Genomic DNA, 25372 nt, shown 5'->3' with positions numbered 1-25372 from the left:
GGGGCTGCCCGCCGGGGCGGTGGAGCGGCTCCGCGCGGCGCCCGGGGTGCGGGCGGCCACGGAGGTCGTCCGCGGCACGGTGGTCCTCGCCCGCCCCGAGGCCGGCTCGCCCCGCCTGGAGCGCCTCCCCGTCCTGGGCGTCACGGCCCCCGGCCTGGCCCGCACCCTCGACCCGGGCGTCCGCGACGGCTCCCTGGACGGCCTGCGGCCCGGGACGGTCGCGGTGAGCCGCGAGCGGGCCCGCGACCTGGGCGCCGGGGTCGGCTCCTCGGTCTCCCTGCGCCTCGGCGACGGCACGGCGGCCCGGCTGCGCGTCGTCGCCGTGTACGAACGTGGCCTGGGCGTCGGGGACTTCCTGCTCTCCCGGGACGAGGTCGTACGGCACACCTCCGACGGCGGGCTCGGCGCGCGGCGCGTCCTCGTCGCCACCGCCGGGCCCGGCGTCCCGGCCGCGGTACGGCACGCCGTGCCCGGGGCGCGGTGCGAGCGGGGGGCGGGGGCCGTCCGGGACGCGGTGCGGGTCGAGCCCGAGGACCGGGCGCTCGGGGACGCCGTCGGCGGGGCCGTCGTCGCCGCGATCGGTTGCTACGCCGTCATCGCCGTCCTGTCCACGCTCGCCCTCATCGGCGTCGGTCGCCGTCCCGAACTGGCGCTGCTGCGGCGGGTGGGGGCGGGGCGGGGGCAGGTTCGGCGGATGCTGTGCCTGGAGGCGGCGGCCACCGCGGTCACCGGGCTCGCCGTCGGCGCCGGCGCGGCGCTCCTGCCGCTCCTCGCCTTCAGCTTCTCCACGGCGCGGGCCCTGCCGTACCTCCCCCTGGGCCAGGGGGCACTGATCGCGGCGGTCGCCACGGCCACGACCCTGGCAGGCACACTCCTCCCGGCCCACCGGACCCTACGCACCCGCTACCCCGAGGGCTGACCCTGCCGGGGGCTCCCCAACCCCACCCCTCCCCGAAACCAAGGGGCTCCGCCCCCTGGACCCCCAAATCGCGCTGACGCGCTCGTCCTCAAACGCCGGACGGGCTGAATTCTTCGCCCAGCCGAGATGTTTCAGCCCGTCCGGCGTTTGAGGACGAGGCGCGGAGCGCCAAAGAAGGGGGAAAGGGGCGAAGCCCCAGACGAGGAGGGCGGGGCCGGGGGCGGCAGCCCCGCTGTGGGTAGGGGGGCGGCCTCAGCCCCGGTTGAGGTACGCCAGTACGGCCCGCACCCGCCGGTGCCCCGCATCGGCCGGCGCCAGCCCCAGCTTCAGGAACACGTTCCCGATGTGCTTGCTGACGGCCCGCTCGGAGACGACCAGCGCCGCCGCGATCGCGGCGTTGTCCCGCCCCTCGGCCATGAGCCCGAGCACCTCCCGCTCCCGGGGGGTGAGGGAGTCCAGCGGATCGTCCCGCCGCCGCGTCATCAGCTCCGTGACCACCTCGGGGTCGAGCGCGGTCCCGCCGGAGGCCACCCGCTCCAGCGCGTCGAGGAACTCGTCCACCCGGCCGACCCGGTCCTTGAGGAGGTAGCCCACCCCGCCCGCGCCCCCGCCGAGCAGCTCCGCCGCGTACGTCTCCTCGACGTACTGGGACAGGACGAGCACCGGCAGGCCGGGGAGCTCGCGGCGCGCGGCGAGGGCGGCGCGCAACCCCTCGTCGCGGAAGCCGGGCGGCATGCGGACGTCGAGGACCGCGACGTCGGGGCGGTGCGCGAGCAGGGCGGGCAGGACTTCGGGGCCGGTCGCCGCGACGGCGGCCACCTCGTGCCCGGCGGTCGAGAGCAACAGCACCAGGCCCTCTCTGAGCAGCGCGTTGTCCTCGGCTATCACCACACGCACGGCAGCTCCACTTCGACGACGGTCGGCCCCCCGGCGGGGCTGTTCACCTCCATGGTCCCGTCCAGCGCGGCGACCCGGCGCCGCATCCCGGTCAGCCCGCTGCCCCCGCCCGGTGCCGCACCGGCCCCCGCCCCGTCGTGGGCGCCCCCGCGCCCCTCGTCCCGTACGACGACGCGCAGGCCCCGCGCCGTGCGCGCGAGGTCCACCGAGGCCCGCTCGGCACCGCTGTGCTTGACCGCGTTCGTCAGCGCCTCCGCGACCACGAAGTACGCGGCGGCCTCCACGGCTGCCGGGGCCCGGGTGCCGCCCTCGACGCCCGTGTCCCGCACCGTCACGGCGAGCCCGCTGCCGGCCGCGAGCGCGCGTACGGCACCCACCAGGCCCCGGTCCGTCAGGATCGGCGGGTGGATGCCGCGGACGACGTGCCGGAGTTCGGTGAGCGCCTCCTCGGCTTGGTCCTGGGCGTCGTCGAGGAGTCTCCGCGCGGCCTCGGGGTCCGTGTCGTACACCCGCTTGGCGAGGCCGACGCGCAGGGAGAGGGCCACGAGACGGGCCTGCGCGCCGTCGTGCAGATCGCGTTCGATGCGCCGCAGCTCGGCGCCGTGCGCGGCGACGGCGTCCGCGCGCGTGACGGTCAGCTCCTCGACGCGCTCGGCCAGTTCGGCCGCGCGCAGCGCCTGCGGCGCGGGCATCAACAGGGCCCGCGAACAGGCCGCGTCCAGCGCGGCGAGCCGGCCGATCAGCGGCAGCACGAGGGCCCGGCGGCGCAGCAGCCCGCACCACACCCCGTCGACGAGCGCCCCGACCACCCACAGCGGCAGCGCGACGTAGAGCAGTACGAGGGCGTAGGCGAGGTGCACGGCCAGCCAGCGCAGGTCGCGCCACGTGCCGGGGTCCTGGAGGGCCGTGCGGACGCGCTGCGTGAGCGTGCCGGTCAGCGGCGTGTACGCCTCGGGGATCTCCACCCCCGACCAGAGCGCGACCTGCCGCCGCTTGCCCCCGGCCAGCCGCCGCAGGGCCAGCACCGTCTCGGGCAGCACGCCGAGGCCGACGACGAGGACGGAGGCGGCCACCGTGAACAGCAGCACGCCGACGAACACGCACGAGAGCAGCGCCAGGCCCGCCCCCATGAGCAACTGCGTCGAGGCACGGTCGGCGCGCTCCAGCGTCTCCCGCACGGGGCTACGGGTGGCGTTCGCGGGTCAGGACCAGGGCGGTGATCGAGCCGATGACCGCGGCCCCGGTGACGACGCTGACGACGACCTCCCGCGTGCCGTCGAAGGCGAAGCTGCTGAACGCGTTGACGAGCACGCCGACGGCGAGCACGAGCCAGAGGAGGAACTTCATGGCGGGCCTTTCCGGGGTCTGCTGCTCTGCTGCGGACGTGATCGACTCTGCCGGGCCGGGGCCCGCGAGGGCCAGGGTGGGTCCTCCCGGATCCGGGGTGTAGTCCGCTACACCCCGCGCCTCTGCGGCCCGCTCCCCCACGGCCCGCGACCCGAGGACCGCTCCTTCGCGACCCGCGCCCCCGCTCCCCGCTCCCCCGCGGGTCAGAGCGCCTTGAGCCCGGCCGCCGTCGCCGCCGCGAGCCGGTGCAGGTAGTCCCGGGGCTGTGTGCCGCGGACCACCACGGCCCGCCAGTACAGCGGCCCGGACATCAGGTCGAGCGCCAGCTCCGTGTCCAGGCCCTCGCGGAGCTCGCCGCGGGCCACCGCCTGGGCCACGATGCCGCTGGCCACGCCGTGCTGGCCCTCGCGCAGGGCCTTCTGGAGCGCCGCCTCGATGTCGGGGGTGCGGGCCGCCTCGGCCAGCAGGTCGGGGACGACCTGGGAGGCCACGGGGTGGCGCAGGGCGCGGGACGTCACCTCGTACAGCAGCCGCAGGTCGCCCTCCAGCGTGCCGGTGTCCGGCGTGGGCAGGCCCTGGACGGCGACGGCCGACACCAGGTCGAGGACGAGGTGCAGCTTGGAGCGCCAGCGGCGGTAGACAGCGGTCTTGCCGACGCCCGCGCGGCGTGCGATGCCCTCGATCGACATGCGCGCGTAGCCGACGGCCGCCAGCTCCTCGAAGACGGCGGTGCGGATGGCCTCGGTCACGTCCTCGCGCAGCACGGCGGCCCCGGCGGGCGCCCTGCGCCCCCGCTCGCCCGGCTTCCCGTCACCCGTCCCGCTGGTCATGCGCCCGTCCCGATGGTCGTCATACGGACAGCATAGGACCGGCCCGTGACGACGAAACGGTTGCGTTCCGTCGTCCGGGTCTTCTACTGTCAGCGTTACGACGATACGGGCCCGTCCCGACGTCGCCGGGCCGGCCTGCCCGGCGCGTGCCGTGCCCGTCCCCACGCCCCCTCAGCGAAAGCAGCGGTCGTGACCGATCTCCTCGACAAGCCGCCCGCCCCGGCGCCCCCGGCACCGGAGCCGCCCCCGGCGGCCTCCCCCGCCGAGCTCGCCGCCCGGTACGGACTGACCGTCAGCGGCGCCCGCCCCTCCCTGCCCGCGTACGCCCGGCAGTTGTGGCAGCGGCGCCACTTCATCACCGCGTTCGCCACCGCCAAGCTCACCGCCCAGTACAGCCAGGCGCGGCTCGGCCAGCTCTGGCAGATCATGACGCCGCTGCTCAACGCGGCCGTCTACTACCTGATCTTCGGCGAGCTGATGCAGACCAAGCACGGCGTGGCGGACTTCGTGCCGTTCCTGGTCACGGGCGTCTTCGTGTTCACGTTCACGCAGAACTCGGTGATGGCGGGGACCCGCGCCATCTCGGGCAGCCTCGGCCTGGTGCGCGCGCTGCACTTCCCGCGCGCCGCACTGCCCGTCTCGTACTGCCTGCAACAGCTCCAGCAGTTGCTGTTCTCCATGGCGGCGCTCCTCGGCATCGTGCTCTGCTGCGGCGTGCCGCCGCGCCCGTCGTGGCTGCTCGCCGTGCCCGCGCTCGCGCTGCAGTTCACCTTCAACACCGGGCTCGCCCTGGTGATGGCGCGGCTCGGGGCGCACACCCCGGACATCGCGCAGCTCATGCCGTTCGTGCTGCGGACCTGGATGTACACCTCCGGCGTCATGTGGAGCATCTCCGGCGTCCTCAAGGGCCAGCCGCGCTGGGTCAGTGCCCTCATGGAGGCCAACCCGGCCGTCGTCTACATCGACCTGATGCGCTTCGCCCTCATCGACAGCTTCGGCGCGGACCGGCTCCCGGCCCACGCCTGGGCCCTGGCCGTCGGCTGGGCCCTGGTCGCCGGGGTCGGCGGGTTCGTCTACTTCTGGAAGGCGGAGGAGAGCTATGGCCGCGGATGAGACCGGGGAGCGGCTCCCCGCCGCCACCGACGGGCGCGTCCCCACCGGCGTCGCCGGGCACGCCGCAGCGCGCGTCTTCACCGATGTCGCCGGGCACGCCGCTGCGCGCGTCCCCACCGTCGTCGCCGACCGCGTCGACATCGTCTACCGCGTCCACGGAGCGGGCTCCCCCGCCGGGCGCGGCGCCGCCACCGCCGCGCTCGGACGCATCCTCCGGCGCGGGTCCTCCCCGGCCGCGCGCACCGTGCACGCGGTGCGACAGGTCTCCTTCACCGCGCACCGGGGCGAGGCCATCGGGCTCGTCGGCACCAACGGCTCCGGCAAGTCCACCCTGCTCAAGGCCGTCGCCGGGCTGCTCCCCGTCGAGCGCGGCCGGATCTACACCGACGGCCGTCCGGCGCTGCTCGGCGTCAACGCGGCGCTGATGAACGACCTCACCGGTGAGCGCAACGTCCGCCTCGGCTGCCTGGCCATGGGCATGTCCCCCGAGCGGATCGCGGAGCGCTACCAGGAGATCGTCGACTTCTCCGGGATCAACGACAAGGGCGACTTCATCACGCTGCCCATGCGGACCTACTCCTCCGGCATGGCGGCCCGGCTGCGCTTCTCCATCGGCGCCGCCGAGAACCACGACGTCCTGCTCATCGACGAGGCCCTGGCCACCGGCGACCGCTCCTTCCAGCGGCGCTCGGAGGCCCGCATCCGGGAGCTGCGCCGCCACGCGGGCACCGTGTTCCTCGTCAGCCACAACAACAAGTCGATCCGCGACACCTGCGACCGCGTGCTGTGGCTGGAGCACGGCGAGCTGCGCGCGGACGGCCCGACCGACGACGTCATGGCGGAGTACGAACGGTTCACCGGCGGCGGCAGGCGCTGAGCGCGCCCGCGGGAACCCGCACGGGCGTCGTCGCTACGCGGGCCGGGGACGGCCCCGGTGCTGGAACACCCACGTCCGGTACACCAGGAAGCGGAAGGCGGACGCCAGCAGGATGGACAGGGCCTTGGCGACGTTCGAGCCGAGCGGGCCGCTCATCCCCGCCCCGTGGTGGGCGGCGTAGAACAGCAGGGTCTCCATGGCGACACCGATGCCGCTGAAGGCGAAGAACAGCGCGAGCTGCCGCGTGCCGCGCGCGGCCCGGTCCCGGTAGGCGAAGAAGCGGAAGCCCAGGTAGTTGGTGCCCATGGCGACGGCGCTGGCGAGGACCGTGGCGGCCATCGGGGCCGTGCCCAGGCCGTGCAGCAGGAGGTTGAAGACGACGAAGTTGACGCCGACGCCGCTGCCGCCGACGACACCGAACTTCGCCACCTCGACGCCGAGGCGCCGCAGCCGGGCCGGGACGCCGCCGGACAGCGGCGCCGGACCGGGCGCCGCCACGGCCGTCGCGCGGGCCACGCGCACGGCGTCCTGGTGTCCCGGCCGTGCCGCCTCGTGCACCGTGCTCGTCATCCCAGCGGCCCCCGGTGCCCACGGGCGGCCCCGGCCGCGCGCGCGACCCACGTCTCACGCTCGTGGCGCAGCCGCAGCCGCCACGGCACGGCGACCGACTCGAGCTGCACCATCAGGTTCATCTTGGACTCGCCGACGGTACGGTCCTCGAAGTGGATCGGCACCTCCACGAGGTCGAAGCCGTGGCGCAGCGCGCGGTACTTCGTCTCGACCTGGAAGCTGTAGCCCGCGCTGTCCACGGTGGTGAGGTCCACGGCGCGCACGGCGTCGGCGCGCCACAGGTTGAAGCCGCCGGTGATGTCCCGTACGCGGGTGCCGAGGACGGTGCCCGCGTAGGCGTTGGCCCAGCGGGACAGGAGTCTGCGGTGGACGCCCCAGGCGTCGGAGAGCGTGCCGCCCTGGACGTAGCGGCTGCCGACGACGACACCCGCGCCGGTGGCGAGGGCCACGCCGAGCAGTTCGGGGACCTTCGCCGCGGGGTGGCTGCCGTCGGCGTCCATCTGCAGGACGTGGTGCGCCCCGTCGGCGACGGCCCGCGCCATGCCCGCCGCGTAGGCCCGGCCGAGGCCGTCCTTCCCCGCGCGGTGCAGAACGTCCACGCGACGGTGCCCGTACGTCTCCTCGGCGCGGCGGGCGAGGTCCTCGGCGAGCGCGCCGGTGCCGTCGGGGCTGGAGTCGTCGACGACGAGCAGCCGCAGGCCGGGCAGGGGCAGTGCCAGGAGGGCCTCGGCCACGCCGGGCAGGCTGCCCGCCTCGTTGTAGGTCGGCATGACGACGGTGAGCGGGGCCGCCGCCCACTGGTCGGGCAGGTGCGGGGCGCCGAGGGCGCGGACCGCGCCCGCCGCCGCGTCCAGCGGACTTGCTTCTGTCATCGGCTTACCTTGTGACCTTCCTGAAATAATCTCATCCACCGTATCCCAAATGACCGATTTGCCAGCACAGGCGCGCAGCACGGACACGCGCCGGTGCCGGTGCCTGTGCCGCCGAGGGCGTACACGAAAAAGCCGGGGGCGCCCCGCACCATCAGGTGCGGGGCGCCCCCGGCAACGTACCGGCTAGGAATGCGTGCGCAACAGCGTGCGCATCGTTCTCATGGCCACCGACAGGTTCGCCAGGTCGAAGGAGTCGGAGCTCTGGATCTCCTCCAGGGTCGTCTTCGCCCGGCCCAGGATCGCGGCGTTCTTCTCCTCCCAGGCCTGGTAGCGCTGCTCCGGGGTGGAGGTGCCGTTGCCCACGGCCAGGATGTCGGCCGTCAGCGCGGCGTGCGCCGCGTACAGGTCCTCGCGGATGGAGGCCCGCGCCATGGACTGCCAGCGGTCGCTGCGCGGTAGCTCGATGATGCGGTCCATGAGCTGGGTGATGCGCAGCCGGTCGGCGAGGTCGTAGTACACCTCGGCGACGGCGAGCGGCTCCTTGCCCATCCGGTCGGCCACGGCCACGATGTCGAGCGCCGGGAAGGCCGAGGAGAACCCGGCCACGCGCCGGGCCAGCTCGTCCGGCACGCCCGCGCCCGTCAGCTCCTCGCGGATGCTCTCGTACCACGCCAGGTCCGAGCCGCGCACCAGCTTCGGCAGCGCCGCCCACACCTGCGTGACGCCGTCGCGGAAGAAGTCGACGGTCTCGGCGAGCTGGAGCGGCTGCGGCCGGTTGTTGAGCAGCCAGCGCGTGCCGCGCTCGACCAGGCGGCGGCAGTGCAGCCGCACCCGGGTCTGCACGTCGGCGGCCACCACGTTGTCCAGCTCCTCGACGGCGTCCCACACCTCGCCGAGGCCGAAGATCTCCCGCGCGGCGAGCTGCGCCCGGACGATCTCCTCCAGGGAGGCGCCGGTCTCCTCGCGCAGCCGGTGCAGGAACGTCGAACCGCCGGAGTTCACGGTGTCGTTGACCAGCACCGTCGTGATGATCTCGCGGCGCAGCGCGTGCGCGTCGACCTGCTCGGGGAACTTCTCCCGCAGCGCCTTCGGGAAGTACGCGTGCAGCAGCCGCCGCAGGTACGGGTCGTCCGGCAGCGAGGTCTCGATGAGCTCCTCCGCCGTCACGATCTTCGTGTACGCGAGCAGCACGGCCAGCTCGGGCTGCGACAGGCCGCGCCCGGAGCCGAGCAGCTCGCGGATCTGCCGGTCGGTGGGCAGGAACTCCAGGGAGCGGTCGAGCCGGCCCTCGCGGCCGAGGCGGCGCATGAACCGCTGGTGGGCGTGGAGCAGCGAGGGCGCCTCGAAGACGGAGTTGGCGAGCGCGGTGTTCTGCGCGTAGTTGTTGCGCAGCACCAGGTGGCCGACCTCGTCGGTCATCTCGGCGAGCAGCTTGTTGCGCTGCTTGACGGTCATGTCCCCGGCCTGCACCACGGCGTTCAGCAGGATCTTGATGTTCACCTCGTGGTCGGAGGTGTCCACGCCCGCGCTGTTGTCGATGGCGTCGGTGTTGACGCGCCCGCCGGCGCGCGCGAACTCGATCCGGCCGAGCTGGGTGAGGCCCAGGTTGCCGCCCTCGCCGACGACCTTGACGCGCAGGTCGGCGCCGTTGACGCGGATGGCGTCGTTGGCCTTGTCACCGACGTCCGCGTGCGACTCGGCGGACGACTTGACGTACGTGCCGATGCCGCCGTTCCACAGCAGGTCCACCGGCGCCTTCAGGATGGCCTGCATCAGCTCGGCGGGCGTCATCTTGGCGCTGCCCGCGGGGATGCCGAGGGCTTCGCGGATGTGGGCGTTGAGCTGGATCGCCTTGGCCGAGCGGGGGAAGATCCCGCCGCCCGCGGAGAGCAGCTCCTTGTCGTAGTCGGCCCAACTGGAGCGGGGCAGCTCGAACAGGCGCCGGCGCTCGGCGTAGGAGGCGGCCGCGTCCGGGTTCGGGTCGATGAAGATGTGCCGGTGGTCGAAGGCGGCGACCAGGCGGATGTGCTCGGAGAGCAGCATGCCGTTGCCGAACACGTCACCGGACATGTCGCCGACGCCGACGACCGTGAAGTCCTCGCTCTGGGTGTCGCAGCCCAGCTCGCGGAAGTGCCGCTTCACCGACTCCCAGGCGCCGCGGGCGGTGATGCCCATGCCCTTGTGGTCGTAGCCGGCGGAGCCGCCGGAGGCGAAGGCGTCGCCGAGCCAGAAGTCGTAGCTCTGGGCGACCTCGTTGGCGATGTCGGAGAACGTCGCCGTGCCCTTGTCGGCCGCGACGACCAGGTACGTGTCGTCCTCGTCGTGGCGCACCACGTCGGCCGGGGGCACGACCTCGCCCGCGACGAGGTTGTCGGTGATGTCGAGCAGCGCCGAGATGAAGATCTTGTAGCAGGCGACGCCCTCGGCGAGCCACGCGTCGCGGTCCACCGACGGGTCGGGGAGCTGCTTGGCGACGAAGCCGCCCTTCGCGCCCACCGGCACGATCACGGTGTTCTTCACCATCTGCGCCTTGACCAGGCCGAGGATCTCCGTACGGAAGTCCTCGCGCCGGTCGGACCAGCGCAGGCCGCCGCGCGCGACCTTGCCGAAGCGCAGGTGCACGCCCTCCACGCGCGGCGAGTACACCCAGATCTCGTACGCGGGACGCGGCTCGGGCAGGTCGGGGATGGCCTGCGGGTCGAGCTTCATGGAGACGTAGGAGTGCGGCCTGCCGCCGGTCGCCTCCTGGAAGAAGTTGGTGCGCAGCGTCGCCTTGATGACGGTGAGGAAGGAGCGCAGGATGCGGTCCTCGTCGAGCGACGCCACCTGGTCGAGCGCCCCGTCGAGCTCCTCCAGCAGCCCGTCGGTCAGCTCGGTGCCCGCGCGCTGGCGCTCCGGCGACATCCGGGCCTCGAAGAGGGAGACCAGCAGCCGCGTGGTGTGGACGTTGTTGCGGAGGGTGTCCTCCATGTAGTCCTGGCTGAACGTGGAGCCCGCCTGGCGCAGGTACTTGGCGTAGGCGCGCAGCACCATCGCCTGCCGCCAGGTCAGCCCGGCGCGCAGGACCAGGGAGTTGAAGCCGTCGACCTCGGCCTCGCCGGTCCAGGCGGCGGCGAAGGCCTCCTGGAAGCGCTCGCGGCCGTCGTCGCCCAGGTAGTCGCCGTTGCCGTTGCCCGACTTGGGCATGCGCAGGCCGAAGTCGTAGATCCAGGCGTTCGTACGGTCCGCGCAGCGCAGCTCGTAGGGGCGCTCGTCGGTGACCTCGACGCCCAGGCGCTGGAGCACGGGCAGCACCGCGGACAGCGAGACCTGGCCGCCCGAGCGGTAGATCTTGAAGCGGCGCTCGCCGGGGGCGGCGCCCACCGGCTCGTACAGGCTGAGCGCGAAGTCCTTGTGGCCCTGCTGGAGCTGCTCCAGGTGCACCAGGTCGGCGACGGCCGAGCGCGGGGTGTGGTCGGCCTTGTAGCCCTCGGGGAACGCGCCGCCGTACCTGCGGAGCAGCTCCGCCGCGCGCTCCTCGCCGAACTCGGCGGTCAGCGCCTCGCCGAAGCCGTCGGCCCAGGAGCGGGCGGCCTCCACCAGGCGGCCCTCGATGCGCTCGACGTCGGTGTCGGACAGGTCGGGGACCTCGCCGCCCTTGGGCACGCGGACGACGAAGTGGATGCGGGACAGGATCGACTCGGTGTTCCAGGCCGTGAAGTCGACGCTGGCGCCGTTCAGCTCCTCCTTGAGGATGTCGATGATCCGCAGCCGGACGCCGGTGGTGTAGCGGTCGCGCGGCAGGTAGACCAGCGCGGAGTAGTAGCGGCCGTACTCGTCCTTGCGCAGGTAGAGCCGGAGCCGGCGGCGCTCCTGGAGGTACAGGACGCTGGTGACGATCGACCGGAGCTCGTCCGCGGGCGTCTGGAACAGCTCGTCGCGCGGGTACGTCTCCAGGATCTGCAGCAGGTCGCGGCCGTCGTGGCTGTTGGGCGAGAAGCCCGCGCCCCGGAGGACCTCCTCGACCTTGCGGCGGATGACGGGCACGCGGCGCACCGACTCGGTGTACGCGACGCTGGAGAACAGGCCGAGGAAGCGGCGCTCGCCGACGACGTTGCCCTCGGCGTCGAACTTCTTCACGCCCACGTAGTCCAGGTACGACGGCCGGTGCACGGTGGCGCGGCTGTTGGCCTTCGTCAGGACGAGCAGCTTGTGCTCGCGGGCCTTGGCGCGGGCGTCGGCGGGAAGCCGGTTGAAGGACGGGCCGCCCGGGTGGTGGTCGTCGCCGCTGTGCTTGGGGTCGGAGCGCAGGATGCCGAGGCCGGTGCCGGGCACGGCGGCCAGGGAGTCGTCCTCCGTGAGGTCGTACTCGCGGTAGCCGAGGAAGGTGAAGTGGTCCGCGGCCAGCCAGCGCAGCAGCTCGCGGGCCTCCTCGACCTCGCCCTCGCGCACGTCGGACGCGGTCGGCTCGCTCGGCAGGGCGTCGGCGATGCGCAGCGCGGCGTCGCGCATCTTCTCCCAGTCCTCGACCGTCTCGCGGACGTCGTTCAGGACGCGCAGCAGGTCGTTGGTGATCTGCTTCAGGTCCGAGCGGTCGGTCTCGCGGTCGATCTCGACGTGGATCCAGGACTCGACGAGCGTGTCGTGCGGCCGCTCGGAGCCCGCCGCGGTCGGCGCCTCGGGCAGCACCTCCAGGAGCTTGCCGGTCAGGTCGCGGCGGACGACGATCTGCGGGTGGATGACGACGTGGATGCCGCGGCCCTGCCGGGACAGCTCGTTCGTCACGGAGTCCACGAGGAACGGCATGTCGTCGGTGACGACCTCGACGACGGAGTGGCTGCACGTCCAGCCGTTCTCCTCGACGGTGGGCGTGTGCACGCGGACGCTCGCGGTGCCCTGCGGACGCGTCTCGGCCAGGCGGTAGTGCGAGACGGCGGCACCGAAGACGTCGACCGGGTCGCGGTCGGTGAGGTCCTCGGGGGCGGTGTGCAGGTAGTAGCGCTGGAGGAACGCGAGCACCGTGTCCTGGTCCGCCTGGCCGGCCCCGGCAGCCGGGCCCGGCCCGCCGGCCGCGCCGTCGCCCTTCGGCCCGGTCGGTGCTCCCATTGGCAGGCGCCCCCCGACCGGGCTGTTCTCAGCTACCCGGGCGGCTCGCGCGAGCAGCTCGGCCTTGGCTTCGTCCAGCTTGGTCTGCATTGTCCTCTGACTCCTGTCGCGCGCCGTTGCGTGACGTAGAAGGAAGTGATGTGACATGACGCCGCGACGCGGGGTCTCCGGCCGGTGTCGACGTTATGTCTCGATGAGCGGTGAGCGGGCGGGATTCCGCCAATTCCGGGGAGTCCACCGACCGGCCCCGGCGGTCGCGCCGAACGCGCTGTCCGCACCGCGGGTGAACGTCAGCGAGGCGCCCGGCACGGATGTCCTCCGTGCGTATCGGGCGCAGGGCGGAGGCGGCGGTGCCCCCGCGGGATATCGCGCTGATCACGGGACAAGGCTATCGCCCCCCACCGGGAACTCGTCATGAGCCGTATGTGTACAAAACCAGGCCCCGAACTTTGACACTCTGCACAGTGCCCGTCCTCCCGATCCCTCTCACGCCACCCCGGTCTCCCCGGGTCTTCCTGGCTGACCTCGCGTTTCCCCGGCACCCCCGGGGCTCCGGCCGGGGCCGGGCCGGCGTCCCCGGTCCCCGCCCGGCTGCCCGGCGGACCCCTTGGCAAACGCCCCCGGGAGAGGCACGTTGGCGACACGGACGTGACCGCCCGGCAGCGAGCAGGGAGCGAGCACTCATGGCAGCCAAGATCCTGATGGTCACCGGCGACGCGGCGGAGTCACTGGAGGTCCTCTACCCGTACCAGCGACTGCGCGAGGAGGGGTACGACGTCCACATCGCGGCCCCGACCCGCAAGAAGCTCCAGTTCGTCGTGCACGACTTCGAGCCGGGCTTCGACACGTACACGGAGAAGCCGGGCTACACCTGGCCCGCCGACCTGGCCTTCGCCGACGTCGACCCCGGGCAGTACGTCGCCCTGGTGGTGCCCGGCGGCCGGGCCCCGGAGTACCTGCGCGGCGACCCGGAGCTCCGCAAGATCCTCAAGGCCTTCTTCGACGCGGACAAGCCGGTGGCCCAGATCTGCCACGGCCCCCTGCTCACCGCGGCCGTCGGGGCCCTCGCGGGGCGCCGCGTCACGGCCTACCCGGCCCTGGAACTCGACATGCAGACGGCCGGGGCCACGTACCAGGACGCGGAGGCGGTGGTCGACGGCACGTTGGTCTCGGCCAGGGCCTGGGCGGATCATTCGGGGTGGATGCGGGAGTTCCTCACGGTGCTGCGGGCGAAGGCCCCGGTGACGTAGGGGCCTGCCCTCCCACCCGCCCACCCGTAACGCCCCGGCTGCGCGGGCCCGGCCCCGACGCGGAGCGCTTGCGGCTGGCGCCCCACTGTGCCGCTACCGCGGCAAAAGCTCTCCCACCCGCCCACCCGTACCACCACGGCCTTGCCCCCTCGGCCCCGACGCGAAGCGCTTGCGGCTGGCACCCCCGCCTTCCGCCGCTACCGCGGCGCAACCTTTCCCACCCGGGCCCCGACGCTGAACGCTGCGGGTAGCGGACGAGGCCCCTTTGCTGTGGGCAATCGTCCCGCGGGGCAGGACGGGTGGGCACAGCGCCCAGGTGCCGCGCAGGCGTTACGCACGGGCCCGGCCAGGGCCCTGGCTCCGCGCAGCGGGCGGGGCGAGGCCCCCCTGCTGTGGGCAGTCGTCCCGCAGGGCGGGACGGGTGGGCACAGCGCCCAGGTGCCGCTCAGCGGTCGCGCATGGGCTCGGCCATGGCCCGGCCCAGGTGCCGCCCGGCCGTTGCACCGAGGCGCCTGCCGGGGGCAGCCGGGGCCGGGCAGGCCCTGGCCTAGGCCACCAAGCCCTCGGCGGTAGCCACTGCTTCGGTGAGGGTGTCGACGACGGGAACCCCGGCGGCCTCCAGGCTGGCCCGGCAGTGCGAGCCCCCGGTGTACAGCACGGCCCGCGCCCCCACGTGCGCCGCGGCCACCGCGTCGTCCACCGCGTCCCCGATCACGACGATCCGCGCCGGATCCACCCCCGGCAGCTCCGCGAGGTGCCGCACCATCCGCTCGGCCTTCCCCGTGTGCGACCCGTCCGTCCGCCCGTCGATCCGCGTGAACCGCTCGGCGATCCCGTGCCGCCGTACCAACGGCACCAACTGCTCGTGCGGCGCCAGCGAGAGCAGCGACTGCGTCAGCCCCGCCGCCTGCCGCGAGGCGAGCAGCTCCGCCGCCCCCTCGGCGAGCGCGCACGCGTCCACGCGCGCCCCGTAGTGCTTGTGGAAGACGGCGTCCATCACCAGCCACTCGGCCTCGGTGGGCAACCGCCCCATCAGCCGCTCGTAGAACCGCGGCACCGGCACGCAGTACAGCTCGCGGTACCGCTCCAGCGTGATTGGCTCAAGACCCAGCTCCAGGAACGAGGCGTTCGTCGCCTCGATCACCGCGTGGATGTCGTGCAGAAGTGTGCCGTTCCAGTCCCAGACGATGTGGGCCCCGTACGCCCCGTGATGCAGCTTCCCCATCCCACGACGGTACCGGGCCCCACCGACAACGCCGCCCCCACCGACCGCACCGCCCGGCGCCGGGGCGCCTGGGCACCGGGGCGGCGCCCCGGCTCAGGCCGGCCCGTCCGCCACCAGGTTCGGGATCTCCTGCGTCGCGTACCAGAGCAGCTCGTGGTCCTCGGCCCCGTCCACGACGAACTGCGCGTCGTCGTCCCCGTGGTCCGCCGCGCCCAGCGCGTCGACCGCCGCCGCCACGTCCCGCTCGGCGTCCCCGGAGTCCACGTGCACGGCCGCCGCCTTGGCCAGCGGCAGCGCCCCCGCGATCCGCACCTCGCCGAGCGCCCCGGTGTCCAGGCCGCGGTCGGGGTCGGCCACGGCGGCGCCGTCCGGCACGTCCGCCGCGAGGACGACGCGGCGCCGGGCCGCGCCGGGCTCGCCCGCGAGCAGCCGCAACGAGGCGAGCGCCGCCCGGTTCAGGGCCGCGTACTCCAGTTCCTCGATGTCGTCGGACACGTACCACTCGCGCAGCGCGGGCGTCACGGCGTACGCGGTCAGCGGCCCGGGACCCAGCTCGCCCGCCTCGTGCGCCTGCGCGAGACGGGGCAGTGTCAGGGGGACGTACACGCGCATGCTCGGCCGCTTTCGTAGTCGCGAACGCTCTCGACAAGGGCCTTCAGGATACGTGCGCGCGTCCCCCTTCGAGGTGCCGCCCGCCTCCGGGACGGCGTCCACCCACGTCCGGCCCGTCACCCCCTCCGCCCCCGCGGACACCGGGCGGCACCCGGCCCCCGTCCCCCTGATGAGGGAACCCTCCGGCCGTCCCCGGCCCGCCCCGGACGGCGTTGCCAGGGCCGCCCCCGCCGCCGTACAAGATCCCCAGCGAAGTTACCCCCCGGTATCCCGGGACGCTCCCGTCCACTCCGTCCACTCCGCGAACAGAGGCCGCACCATGCCCCAGCCCGGTACACCCCAGCCGAAGACCGCCGTGCCGAAGACCGCCCATCCGAAGACCGCCGTGCCGAAGGTCATGACCCGGCCGCGCCGCGCCGGGTCTCCCCGTCCGCACCCCCCTGTGTCCACCCGCCCGGCCGCGTCCCGGCCCCCGGCGGGCCGCCCGCCCGGCCGGCCCGATCCGCGCTGGCCCGGCGCCCGGACACACCGCGTGCCCGCGCAGCCGCCCCCGCACCCGGCCGAACTCTTCACGGAGCTGCTGTTACTGGTGCTCAGCGGGCAGCGCCCCGTGCACGCCGTGGCCCGCCACATCGCGCACACCGCCTACGACGACCTGGTGCGCCTCGCCGAACTGCTCCCGCTGCGCTCCCCCACCGGCCCGCCGTGCGCCGCGTCGGCCACTACGAGGTGCGCCCCGGCGTCTACGAGGTCTTCGCCCGCGTCGGCGCCGGTCCGGCCCTGCGTGCCCTGGCGTTCCGCCTGCACCGGGGCGAGGACGAACGCTGGCGCTGTACGGCCGTGGAGGTAGACGGCGGCTCACGCCACCGGGCCTGAGGTGGCGCCGGTGGCCGGGTACGCGAGAGGGCCGGGCGCCACCGGCACCCGGCCCTCTCCACGCTCACGGTCCGCGCGGCGCTACTTCTTGCGGCGCCGCCCGCCCTTCTGGGCCTTGCGCCGCTCCGCGCGCGTCATGCCGTCACCGGCGGGCGCCCCGGCCGTGGACGAGGTGGAGGTGGTGAAGTCGCCCTCGTCGACGCCGCCCTCGGCGTTCGGCGCCTGGAAGTGCAGGCGGTCGGGGCGCTGCGGGGCCTCCAGGCCCTTGGCGCGGATCTCCGGGCGCGCGGCTCCGGCGGGCACCGCGTCCTGGGCGCCCTCCTTCGACAGGGACGGCGCGGCGTCCGCCACCGGGACCTCCTCGACCTGCTGCTCGACCTGGACCTCCAGGTTGAACAGATAGCCGACGGACTCCTCCTTGATGCCGTCCATCATGGCGTTGAACATGTCGAAGCCCTCGCGCTGGTACTCCACCAGCGGGTCCTTCTGCGCCATGGCGCGCAGGCCGATGCCCTCCTGGAGGTAGTCCATCTCGTAGAGGTGCTCGCGCCACTTGCGGTCGAGGACGGAGAGGACCACGCGGCGCTCCAGCTCGCGCATGATCTCGGAGCCGAGCTGCGCCTCACGGGCCTCGTACTGCTGGTGGATGTCCTCCTTGACGGCCTCCGAGATGAACTCGGCGGTCAGGCCCGCGCGGTCGCCGACCTCGTCCTCCAGCTCCTCGATGGTGACCTTCACCGGGTAGAGCTGCTTGAAGGCGCTCCAGAGGCGGTCGAGGTCCCACTCCTCGGCGAAGCCCTCGGCGCTCTCCGCGGCGACGTACGCGTCGATGGTGTCGTCCATGAAGTGCTTGATCTGATCGTGCAGATCCTCGCCCTCCAGGACGCGGCGGCGCTCGCCGTAGATGACCTCGCGCTGACGGTTCAGGACCTCGTCGTACTTGAGGACGTTCTTACGCGTCTCGAAGTTCTGCTGCTCGACCTGCGACTGGGCGGAGGCGATGGCGCGGGTGACCATCTTGTTCTCGATCGGCACGTCGTCGGGCACGTTGGCCATGGCCATCACGCGCTCGACCATCTGCGCCTTGAAGAGCCGCATCAGGTCGTCGCCGAGCGACAGGTAGAAGCGGGACTCGCCGGGGTCGCCCTGACGGCCGGAGCGGCCGCGGAGCTGGTTGTCGATACGGCGCGACTCGTGCCGCTCGGTGCCGAGGACGTAGAGCCCGCCGAGCTCCTTGACCTCCTCGAACTCGGCCTTGACCGCCTGCTCGGCCTTCTCCAGGGCGGCGGGCAGGGCCGCGGCCCACTCCTCGATGTGCTCCTCGGGGTCGAGGCCGCGCTGGCGCAGCTCCGCCTCGGCGAGGTCCTCGGGGTTGCCGCCGAGCTTGATGTCCGTACCACGGCCGGCCATGTTCGTGGCGACGGTGACCGCGCCCTTGCGGCCGGCCTGGGCGACGATCGTCGCCTCCCGGTCGTGCTGCTTGGCGTTCAGCACCTCGTGCTGGATGCCGCGCTTGGAGAGCTGCTGCGAGAGGTACTCGGACTTCTCGACCGAGGTGGTGCCGACGAGGATCGGCTGGCCCTTCTTGTGCTTCTCCTCGATGTCGTCGACGACCGCGGCGAACTTGGCGACCTCGGTGCGGTAGATCAGGTCGGACTGGTCCTTGCGGATCATCGGCCGGTTCGTCGGGATCGGCACGACGCCCAGCTTGTAGATCTGGTGGAACTCGGCCGCCTCGGTCATGGCCGTACCGGTCATGCCGGAGAGCTTGTCGTAGAGGCGGAAGAAGTTCTGGAGGGTGATCGTGGCGAGGGTCTGGTTCTCGTCCTTGATCTCCACCCCTTCCTTCGCCTCGATCGCCTGGTGCATGCCCTCGTTGTAGCGGCGGCCGGCGAGGATACGGCCGGTGTGCTCGTCGACGATCATGACTTCGCCGTCGATGACGACGTAGTCCTTGTCCTTCTTGAACAGTTCCTTCGCCTTGATGGCGTTGTTCAGGTAGCCGACGAGCGGGGTGTTCACCGACTCGTAGAGGTTGTCGATGCCCAGCCAGTCCTCGACCTTCTGGACGCCGGACTCGTGGATGCCGACGGTGCGCTTCTTCTCGTCGACCTCGTAGTCCCCGGTCTCCTCGATGCCCTTGAGGGGCTCGCCGGGCTTGCCCTTGGTGAGACGCGTCACCAGCTTGGCGAAGTCGCCGTACCACTTGGTGGCCTGGTCGGCGGGGCCGGAGATGATCAGCGGCGTACGGGCCTCGTCGACGAGGATGGAGTCGACCTCGTCGACGATCGCGAAGTTGTGGCCGCGCTGGACCAGCTCGTCCTTCGACCACGCCATGTTGTCGCGCAGGTAGTCGAAGCCGAACTCGTTGTTCGTGCCGTACGTGATGTCGCAGTTGTACATCTCGCGGCGCTGCGCGGGCGGCATGTTCGCCAGGATGCAGCCGACGTCCAGGCCGAGGAACTTGTGGACGCGGCCCATCATCTCGGAGTCGCGCTCGGCCAGGTAGTCGTTGACCGTGATGAGGTGCACGCCCTTGCCCGAGAGCGCGTTCAGATACGCGGGCAGTGTGCCGACCAGGGTCTTGCCCTCACCGGTCTTCATCTCCGCGACATAACCGAGGTGCAGGGCGGCGCCGCCCATGAGCTGCACGTCGTAGTGGCGCTGCCCGAGCACGCGCTTGGCGGCCTCGCGCACGGTGGCGAAGGCCTCGGGCAACAGGTCGTCCAGCGTTTCGCCGTCGGCGAAACGCTCCTTGTACTCCGCTGTCAGCGCGCGCAGCTCGGCGTCGGAGAGGACCGTGAAGTCCTCCTCGATGGAGTTGACCTGGTCCGCGATGCGGTGCAGCTTGCGCAGGATCTTGCCTTCGCCTGCACGCATGATCTTCGAGAGGACGGACACGGGGGTTGGTCTCCTTGCCGGTCGGGCCTGGCACGGTCGGTTGTACTCGTCGGGCAACGGCCATCGTATGCGAGGACCCCGCTACGCCGGGAGGTCTGCCAGTACGTCAACGCTCGGGCGGCCTGGAAGGTGCCGCAAACAGGGACGCGGGGGCAGCGGGAGGCGGGGGTGCGGGCGCTCCGCGGGGGTTTCGGGCGGGGGGGGGTCGCGGGGGCCTCGGGCGGGGGATGCGCGCGGGTACGGGGCGGTGGGGTCGCGCGGGCCTCGGGCCGGGGGGCCGCGCGGACCTCGGGCGGGGCTGCACGCGGGCCTTGGGCGGAGGGCTTCGGGCGGGGACTGCACGTGGGCCTCGGGCGGAGGGCTTCGGGCGGGGCTTGGGCGGGGGGTTCGGGCGGGGGGTTCGCGTGGGCGCCGTGGCCTGGCACGCGCAAACCGCTGGCGCCCCGGCGGGCGCCCCGCGCAGAATCTGCCGATGGAGCCCGTCACCCTCACCACCTCGCGCCTGCTGCTGCGTACGTTCACCCCCGCCGACACGGACGAGGTGTACGCGGCCTGCCAGGACCCCGACATCCAGCGCTGGACGACCATCCCGTCGCCCTACGCGCGCGTGGACGCCGAGGGCTTCACCGGCCGCATGGTCCCCGACGGCTGGCGCCTCGACACGGAGTACACCTTCGCCGTGCGTCCCCGCGCGGGCGGCCCGCTCCTGGCCGCCACCAGCCTGCACCACCCGCGCGCGGGGAGCTGGGAGATCGGCTTCTGGACCGCGACCGAGCACCGGGGCAACGGCTACATGACGGAGGCCGTCCTGGCCCTCGCCCACTGGGCGTTCACCCGCCTCGGCTGCACGCGCCTGGAGTGGCGTGCCGAAGTGGGCAACACGGGCTCCCGCGCGGTCGCCGAGAAGGCGGGCTTCACGTTCGAGGGCACGCTCCGCGCGGCCCTGCCGAACAAGGACACCCTCCGCGACTGCTGGGTCGCCGCGCTCCTGCCCACCGACATCGGCCTCCCGTCCCAGCAGCAGTACCTCCCGGCGGGCCCCGTCGCACCGGGCCCGTCCGACACCTGAGGCCGCACACGGGGCGGGGCGGGGGCCCGGAGGTGGCAGCCCCCGGTTCCGCGCGGGGCCGGGGCCGGGCCACCGCGCCCCTTCCGGCGAGGGGGCAGCGGGACCGGGTCCCCCGCGTGGCCTCCTCCGGCAGCACCCCACCACCGAACCCGGTTGTCAGACCCTCCCCCTATCGTTCCGCTCATGACCGAGCCCACCCGCACGCACCGCCCCCAAGCCGAACTCACCGCCGCGGAGGCCCGCCGCCTGGCCCTGCGGGCCCAGGGGTTCCTCGGCGCCCCGGACCGCAGAGCGGGCGTCCGCGGCGTCCTCCGGCACCTGGGCGCGGTCCAGCTCGACACCATCTCGGTCCTGGCCCGCTCCCACGAGCTGATCCCGTACGCGCGCCTGGGCGCGGTCGGCCGCAAGACGGTCGAGCAGGCGTACTGGACCGACAGGCACGCCTTCGAGTACTGGTCGCACGCCGCCTGCGTGCTGCCCATCGAGGAGTGGCCCCACTTCGCCTTCCGCCGCCGCGCCTACCGCGCGCGCCCGCAGTGGCACCACGACCTCCCGGACGGCGCGTACGACCAGGTGATCAAGCAGCTCCGCGCTGAAGGCCCCCTGACGGCCACGGAGTTGGGCGGCGCGAAGAACAAGGGCGAGTGGTGGGACTGGTCCGAATCGAAGATCGCTGTCGAGCGCGCGCTGATGTACGGCGAGGTGGTGTGCGTGGAGCGCCGCTCCTGGAAGCGGGTGTACGACCTCGCCGAGCGCGCCGTGCCCGAGGCCCTGCTCCACGACGACCTGGACGACAGGGAGTGCGTGCGCCGCCTGGTCCGCCTGGCCGGCCGGGCCCTCGGCGTCGGCACCCGCGCGGACATCGCGGACTACCACCGTCTGAAGGGCGAGGAGTTCGACGCGGTGGTCGCGGACTCGGGTCTGGTGCCGGTGACGGTCGAGGGCTGGGACAAGCCCGCCTGGGCGGACCCCGAGGCCCTGGCGACGCCCCCGCGGGGCCGCCACCGCACCACGCTCCTGTCTCCCTTCGACTCGCTGATCTGGGAGCGGGCCCGCACGGAGCGGCTCTTCGGCTTCACCCACCGCCTGGAGGCGTACGTCCCCAAGCAGAAGCGGATTCACGGCTACTTCGCGATGCCGGTCCTCGCGGGCGGCCGTCTCGTCGGCCGCGTGGACCCGGCCCGCGAGGGCACCACGCTGGTGGCCAAGCAGGTGTCGCTGGAGGGCCCCAAGGCGGTGCCGGCGGTCGCCCAGGCGCTGCTCGAGGCGGCTCAGTGGGTGGGCTGCGACGCCGTCCGCGTGGAGCGCGTCATGGACCGCCCCGAACTGACGGCGGACCTGGTCCGCGCCCTCACCTGAGCCGGCGCCTCCGGGCGGCCCGCGCCCCCGCGGCGCCTCCCGGATTCCTCCGGCACCTCACCGGATCTCGAGGATCTTCTCCCGCATCGCGTAGACCACGGCCTCCATCCTGGAGTGCAGTTGCAGCTTCTCCAGGATGTTGCGCACGTGGTTCTTCACGGTGTTCTCGGAGATGAACAACTCCTTGGCGATGTCCCGGTTGTTCATGCCGGTGGCCACCAGCTTGAGGACCTCCAGCTCCCGGTCGGTGAGCCGGGGCGCGGGCACGAGGCGCCGCTCGTCGGTGCGCTGGATCATGGACTTGAACTCCGTGAGCAGCTTCGACGCCATCGACGGGCTGATCTGCGACTGCCCGTCGGCCACCGCGCGGATCGCCGTGGCGACCTCGTCCGTGGAGATCTCCTTCAGGAGGTAACCGGTGGCCCCCGCCTTGATCGCGTCGTAGAGGTCGGCCTCCTCGTCGCTGATCGTCAGCATGATGATCTTCGCGCTGGGGGCCACCTCCTTGATGGAGGTGCACGCCTCGATACCGCCGCGCTTGGGCATCCGCACGTCCATGAGGACGATGTCCGGCAGCAGGTCGGCAGCCTTGTCCACCGCCTCGGCGCCGTCCCCGGCCTCCCCGACCACCTGGATGTCCTCCTCGGCGGCGAGGACGATCTCCAGGCCGCGGCGGAAGAGCGCGTGGTCGTCCACGACGAGGACCCGGATGGGCTCCTTGCGCGGGGCGCCCGCGTCCGTGCCGATGCCGATGCCGTCACCGGCATCGTCGTTCCGCATCGGTCCGAAGCTGTCCGCCATCGTTCCTCCCCCTGAAGGCCAGGGCCAGTGGCTTGCCTTGGCTGCTCCAACCCTAGGCAGAGTCAACCGGGTTGGGCCGTCGCGCCCATGATTCCACGCCCGGCGCCCGGGTCGTGCACCCAGTGGTCGCACAGGGGTGCCCCTGGGAGCGAACACGCGCTCCAGGGGCACACCGTCCTCCGTGCTCCGCCAGGGCGGTCAGCCGCCGATGCTGCCGCCTCCGCCGGCCGACTGCACCTGGGTGACCATGGGGTCCGTGTTGAGGTGGATGACGCCGTAGTCGTAGGCGTGGCGCCGGTAGACGACGCTGGGCTCCTTGGTCTCGGAGTCGACGAACAGATAGAAGTCGTGGCCGACCAGCTCCATCTCGTAGAGCGCCTGGTCGAGCGACATGGGGGCCGCCACGTGCGTCTTCTCGCGGACCACGAGGGGGCCTTCGCCCTGGATCTCCAGCGAGCCGATCTTCTTGGTCGGTACGCCTTCGGGCTCCTCGCCACCGGCGACCAGGCTGCCGTCCCCGTTGAGATGCGCCGCGTCCGGCACGCTGTTGGCGACCTCGGCGGCGGAGAGCCGGCCCGCGCCGCGCCGGTTGTGCCGCTTGTCGTGCTGCTTGCGCAGCCGCGCCTCCAGCTTGGCGGTGGCCAGGTCGAGCGCCGCGTACGGGTCCGACGCCGAGGCCTCCGCCCGGATCACGGGTCCGCGCGTACGGACGGTGATCTCCACACGGTCGGAACGGTCGGCCTGACGCGGGTTGGTTTCCTTGGACACCTCGACGTCGAGGCTGATCACCTTGCCGTCGAGCTTCTGGATCTTGTCCAGCTTCAGCTTCTCGGCCACGTGCTTGCGGAACCGCTCGGGCACCTCGGTCTTGCGGCCCTTGACGACGATGTCCACGCAGAACTCCGTTCCCGGATCGCTCCGCGACTTCGGCGGAGCTTCTCCCTCTTGCACCAGGCCCCAGGAATTCCCGGAGCCTCGGACTCGGTGACTTCCACCTCCTCCTCCCCCGTGGACGAGATCTCCACCCCACCGGCCCGGGTGATTGCGGAAAACCCCAACCGGCACGGGCCCCGAACGGACCGGTACGGACCAACGACGACCGACGCGGTTCGATGCGCACCGACGTCGACCGACGCGGACCGGTCCGGACCGGCGTGGACCGGCATTCCGTTGTGCGAGGGGCGTTGTCCGCCACTCCTCACAACCGAACATATCTCGCCCGGACGGATGTCGTCACCCTCTACCCGCACGTACCTCCATTCGGATGCTTTATCCCTCTCACTACCTGCAACGTCGCAAGTTCTCAGTCAGTTCCGGTTTATTTCGAAGGATTCCGGCGAAGCGGCGACGACCGCCGCGCTCACCGTCTTTCCGCACGCCTTTGCACCGGTCAGCCGCGCATTCGCGGTCACGCCCACGGCGTCGTTCTGCGTGCCGCGGTTTGGCTGGTTCCCTATCTGGTTCTGCGCCTCGAACCGTGCCCGGCCTCCGTTCCCCGCCCGGCTCCCTGTGCGGGACACTCGATCATCTCCTTCCCCATATGCGCCGTCTACGCTCCTCAGTGCCCGGGCCGCCTCGGCGAGTGAGGCACCGGTCGTCATGACGTCGTCGACGACCACGACGTGCTCCGCGTCCCGCAGCAGCCGCCCCGCGCCCGCGGCGAGCTCCAGCGCACCCGCCAGGTTCGCCTGCCGTTCGCGGGAGTTGAGGCCCGCCTGGTCGGCGACCGCGCGTCGCTGCCGCAGCGCGGTGAGCACCCGCGCCCGTATCCCGTGGCGCCGCAGCTCGCCCGCGGCGGCGTACGCGATCCGCCGCACCGGGTCGTGCCCCCGGGCCCGCACTGCCCGCCCCGCGGACGGCACCGGCACCAGCAGGACGAGGCCCGGGCCTACGGAGCCGTGCGCCGCTCTTCTGGAATCTGCTGCCCTGTCCACGGCGCCTGGTGGCCTCGCCGGACCGTCCACAGCGCCGCTCTGTGGTCCGTACGCCTTTCCTCGTCGGCCGTCCGGCGCGCCACGCCCGCCCGAGGCGCTGGACGGCCCGCCCGAGGCGCTATACGGCCCGCCTGGGGCGCTATGGGGCCCGCCAGGGGCGCCACACGGTCCGCCCGGGGCGCCATGGGTCCCGTATCGCGTGGCCGGCGGGCCGGGGGCCCTGTCTCGTGGGCCGTACACCTTGCCCCGCAGCCCGGGCGTCCCTGGCGGCCCAGGCAACCCGGGCAGCCCGGGCAGCCCGCCCGCCGGGCTGTACCTCTCGCCCCGCGATGCGTACAGGTACAGCTCACCCCGCGGTCCGCGCGCCTCGCCCCGCACCCCGACTGTCGTGCCATGTGACCCGTCCCCCGTCCCAGGTGGCCCGTACAAGGCCCCTCCCAGGCCGCCGACGGCCCCCTGGGGCCCGCCCGCGGCTCCGTCGGCTCCCTCGGCCGCGTCGGTGGTCCCGCCCGTCACCGACGCCCGTACAGCCCCTGCCAGCGCCTCGCCGAGCGGTCCGACGAGCGCCAGTGCCCCCCTCTCCTTGTGTGCGAGCAGGACCGCCCGCACCGTGTCCTCGTACGCCGCCGCCGCGTGCACGACCGGCAGCCCTCGTGGCTCGGGCGTCGGCCGCACCCTGCGCGGCGCGGCCCCGCACAGAGCGGACCGGCACCGGGCGCACAGCGCCACCCGAGGCCTCGCGCAACCTCCGCACTCCGTCGGCAGCACCAGATCCGTGAGGTCCTGCCACCACCCCCGCATGACCACCACTGTGCCAACGCCCGCACGTCGCTGC

At 73.0% G+C, this 25372-nt stretch carries 20 protein-coding genes and 1 pseudogene; 7 read left to right on the top strand and 14 right to left on the bottom strand.

The features are described 5' to 3' along the window. Positions 1–919: FtsX-like permease family protein (locus IE330_RS22435; RefSeq protein ID WP_190137887.1), on the top strand; the 919-nt coding region annotated here is incomplete at its 5' end. A 252-nt stretch (positions 920–1171) separates the two neighbouring features. Here the strand turns inward: IE330_RS22435 and IE330_RS22430 are convergent. The 4 genes from IE330_RS22430 to IE330_RS22415 all read right to left on the bottom strand — a co-directional run bounded on the left by IE330_RS22430 (position 1172) and on the right by IE330_RS22415 (position 3993). Continuing rightward, positions 1172–1816: a response regulator transcription factor gene (locus tag IE330_RS22430; RefSeq protein WP_190137886.1), complete on the bottom strand. Its 645-nt coding sequence runs from the start codon at positions 1814–1816 to the stop codon at positions 1172–1174. Then, positions 1804–2994, bottom strand: coding sequence for a sensor histidine kinase (locus IE330_RS22425; RefSeq protein WP_190137885.1), 1191 nt, complete (start codon positions 2992–2994; stop codon positions 1804–1806). Before IE330_RS22425 ends, IE330_RS22430 begins: the two co-directional genes overlap by 13 nt. Before the next feature lie 4 nt (positions 2995–2998). Then, a complete protein-coding gene (locus IE330_RS22420; RefSeq protein WP_190137884.1) occupies positions 2999–3163 on the bottom strand; it encodes a hypothetical protein in 165 nt (54 codons plus the stop codon). 203 nt (positions 3164–3366) lie between these two features. Beyond that, positions 3367–3993: a TetR/AcrR family transcriptional regulator gene (locus IE330_RS22415; RefSeq protein ID WP_190137883.1), complete on the bottom strand. Its 627-nt coding sequence runs from the start codon at positions 3991–3993 to the stop codon at positions 3367–3369. 189 nt (positions 3994–4182) lie between these two features. Here IE330_RS22415 and IE330_RS22410 point away from each other — a divergent pair, with 189 nt between their 5' ends. Together IE330_RS22410 and IE330_RS22405 are read left to right on the top strand one after the other, a co-directional pair. Beyond that, positions 4183–5106, top strand: coding sequence for an ABC transporter permease (locus tag IE330_RS22410; RefSeq protein ID WP_190137882.1), 924 nt, complete (start codon positions 4183–4185; stop codon positions 5104–5106). Continuing rightward, positions 5093–5983 carry an ABC transporter ATP-binding protein gene (locus IE330_RS22405; protein WP_190137881.1) on the top strand — a complete coding sequence of 297 codons (891 nt, stop codon included), beginning with the start codon at positions 5093–5095 and terminating at the stop codon, positions 5981–5983. The genes IE330_RS22410 and IE330_RS22405 overlap by 14 nt, the downstream gene beginning before the upstream one ends. A gap of 33 nt (positions 5984–6016) precedes the next feature. On the opposite strand, the gene IE330_RS22400 is transcribed toward IE330_RS22405, so the two are convergent. From IE330_RS22400 to IE330_RS22390, 3 genes are all read right to left on the bottom strand, one after another. Further along, positions 6017–6553 carry a GtrA family protein gene (locus IE330_RS22400; protein WP_190137880.1) on the bottom strand — a complete coding sequence of 179 codons (537 nt, stop codon included), beginning with the start codon at positions 6551–6553 and terminating at the stop codon, positions 6017–6019. Continuing rightward, positions 6550–7425 carry a polyprenol monophosphomannose synthase gene (locus IE330_RS22395; RefSeq protein ID WP_190137879.1) on the bottom strand — a complete coding sequence of 292 codons (876 nt, stop codon included), beginning with the start codon at positions 7423–7425 and terminating at the stop codon, positions 6550–6552. Before IE330_RS22395 ends, IE330_RS22400 begins: the two co-directional genes overlap by 4 nt. Positions 7426–7608: 183 nt before the next feature. Further along, on the bottom strand, positions 7609–12600 hold the full coding sequence (locus IE330_RS22390; protein ID WP_190137878.1) for an NAD-glutamate dehydrogenase: 4992 nt from the start codon (positions 12598–12600) through the stop codon (positions 7609–7611). 593 nt (positions 12601–13193) lie between these two features. Here IE330_RS22390 and IE330_RS22385 point away from each other — a divergent pair. Then, positions 13194–13760: a DJ-1/PfpI family protein gene (locus IE330_RS22385; protein ID WP_190137877.1), complete on the top strand. Its 567-nt coding sequence runs from the start codon at positions 13194–13196 to the stop codon at positions 13758–13760. 547 nt (positions 13761–14307) lie between these two features. On the opposite strand, the gene IE330_RS22380 is transcribed toward IE330_RS22385, so the two are convergent. Both IE330_RS22380 and IE330_RS22375 read right to left on the bottom strand, forming a co-directional pair. After that, a complete protein-coding gene (locus IE330_RS22380) occupies positions 14308–14985 on the bottom strand; it encodes an HAD family hydrolase (protein WP_190137876.1) in 678 nt (225 codons plus the stop codon). A gap of 93 nt (positions 14986–15078) precedes the next feature. Continuing rightward, entirely contained in the window at positions 15079–15597 is a 519-nt protein-coding gene (locus tag IE330_RS22375) for a DUF6912 family protein (protein WP_190137875.1), read from the bottom strand. 48 nt (positions 15598–15645) lie between these two features. Between IE330_RS22375 and IE330_RS40065 the strand changes: the two genes are divergently transcribed. Beyond that, positions 15646–16473, top strand: a complete 828-nt coding sequence (locus tag IE330_RS40065) for an Rv3235 family protein (protein WP_373314706.1) — start codon at positions 15646–15648, stop codon at positions 16471–16473. Between the two features lie 81 nt (positions 16474–16554). On the opposite strand, the gene secA is transcribed toward IE330_RS40065, so the two are convergent. Beyond that, positions 16555–19374 (bottom strand): preprotein translocase subunit SecA, encoded by a 2820-nt coding sequence (gene secA, locus IE330_RS22365; RefSeq protein ID WP_190137874.1) that lies wholly within the window; start codon positions 19372–19374, stop codon positions 16555–16557. A 472-nt stretch (positions 19375–19846) separates the two neighbouring features. Between secA and IE330_RS22360 the strand changes: the two genes are divergently transcribed. Together IE330_RS22360 and IE330_RS22355 are read left to right on the top strand one after the other, a co-directional pair. After that, a complete protein-coding gene (locus IE330_RS22360; RefSeq protein WP_190137873.1) occupies positions 19847–20443 on the top strand; it encodes a GNAT family N-acetyltransferase in 597 nt (198 codons plus the stop codon). Positions 20444–20626: 183 nt separating this feature from the next. Beyond that, on the top strand, positions 20627–21802 hold the full coding sequence (locus IE330_RS22355; protein WP_190137872.1) for a winged helix-turn-helix domain-containing protein: 1176 nt from the start codon (positions 20627–20629) through the stop codon (positions 21800–21802). Between the two features lie 57 nt (positions 21803–21859). Here IE330_RS22355 and IE330_RS22350 read toward each other — a convergent pair whose 3' ends face one another. From IE330_RS22350 to IE330_RS39125, 4 genes and pseudogenes are all read right to left on the bottom strand, one after another. Next, complete coding sequence (locus tag IE330_RS22350) at positions 21860–22603, bottom strand: response regulator (protein WP_190137871.1); 744 nt, start codon at positions 22601–22603, stop codon at positions 21860–21862. 198 nt (positions 22604–22801) lie between these two features. Then, positions 22802–23497 (bottom strand): ribosome hibernation-promoting factor, HPF/YfiA family, encoded by a 696-nt coding sequence (gene hpf / locus IE330_RS22345; RefSeq protein ID WP_373314705.1) that lies wholly within the window; start codon positions 23495–23497, stop codon positions 22802–22804. Between the two features lie 413 nt (positions 23498–23910). Further along, on the bottom strand, positions 23911–24537 hold the full coding sequence (locus IE330_RS22340; RefSeq protein ID WP_190137869.1) for a ComF family protein: 627 nt from the start codon (positions 24535–24537) through the stop codon (positions 23911–23913). Positions 24538–25041: 504 nt separating this feature from the next. Beyond that, a pseudogene (locus IE330_RS39125) lies at positions 25042–25338 on the bottom strand (ComF family protein); the annotation flags it as partial. Positions 25339–25372: the final 34 nt, after the last annotated feature.

This window comes from Streptomyces longispororuber, from assembly GCF_014656095.1.
Lineage (GTDB): Bacteria > Actinomycetota > Actinomycetes > Streptomycetales > Streptomycetaceae > Streptomyces > Streptomyces longispororuber.
This window is presented reverse-complemented; position numbering and strand designations above follow the sequence as displayed.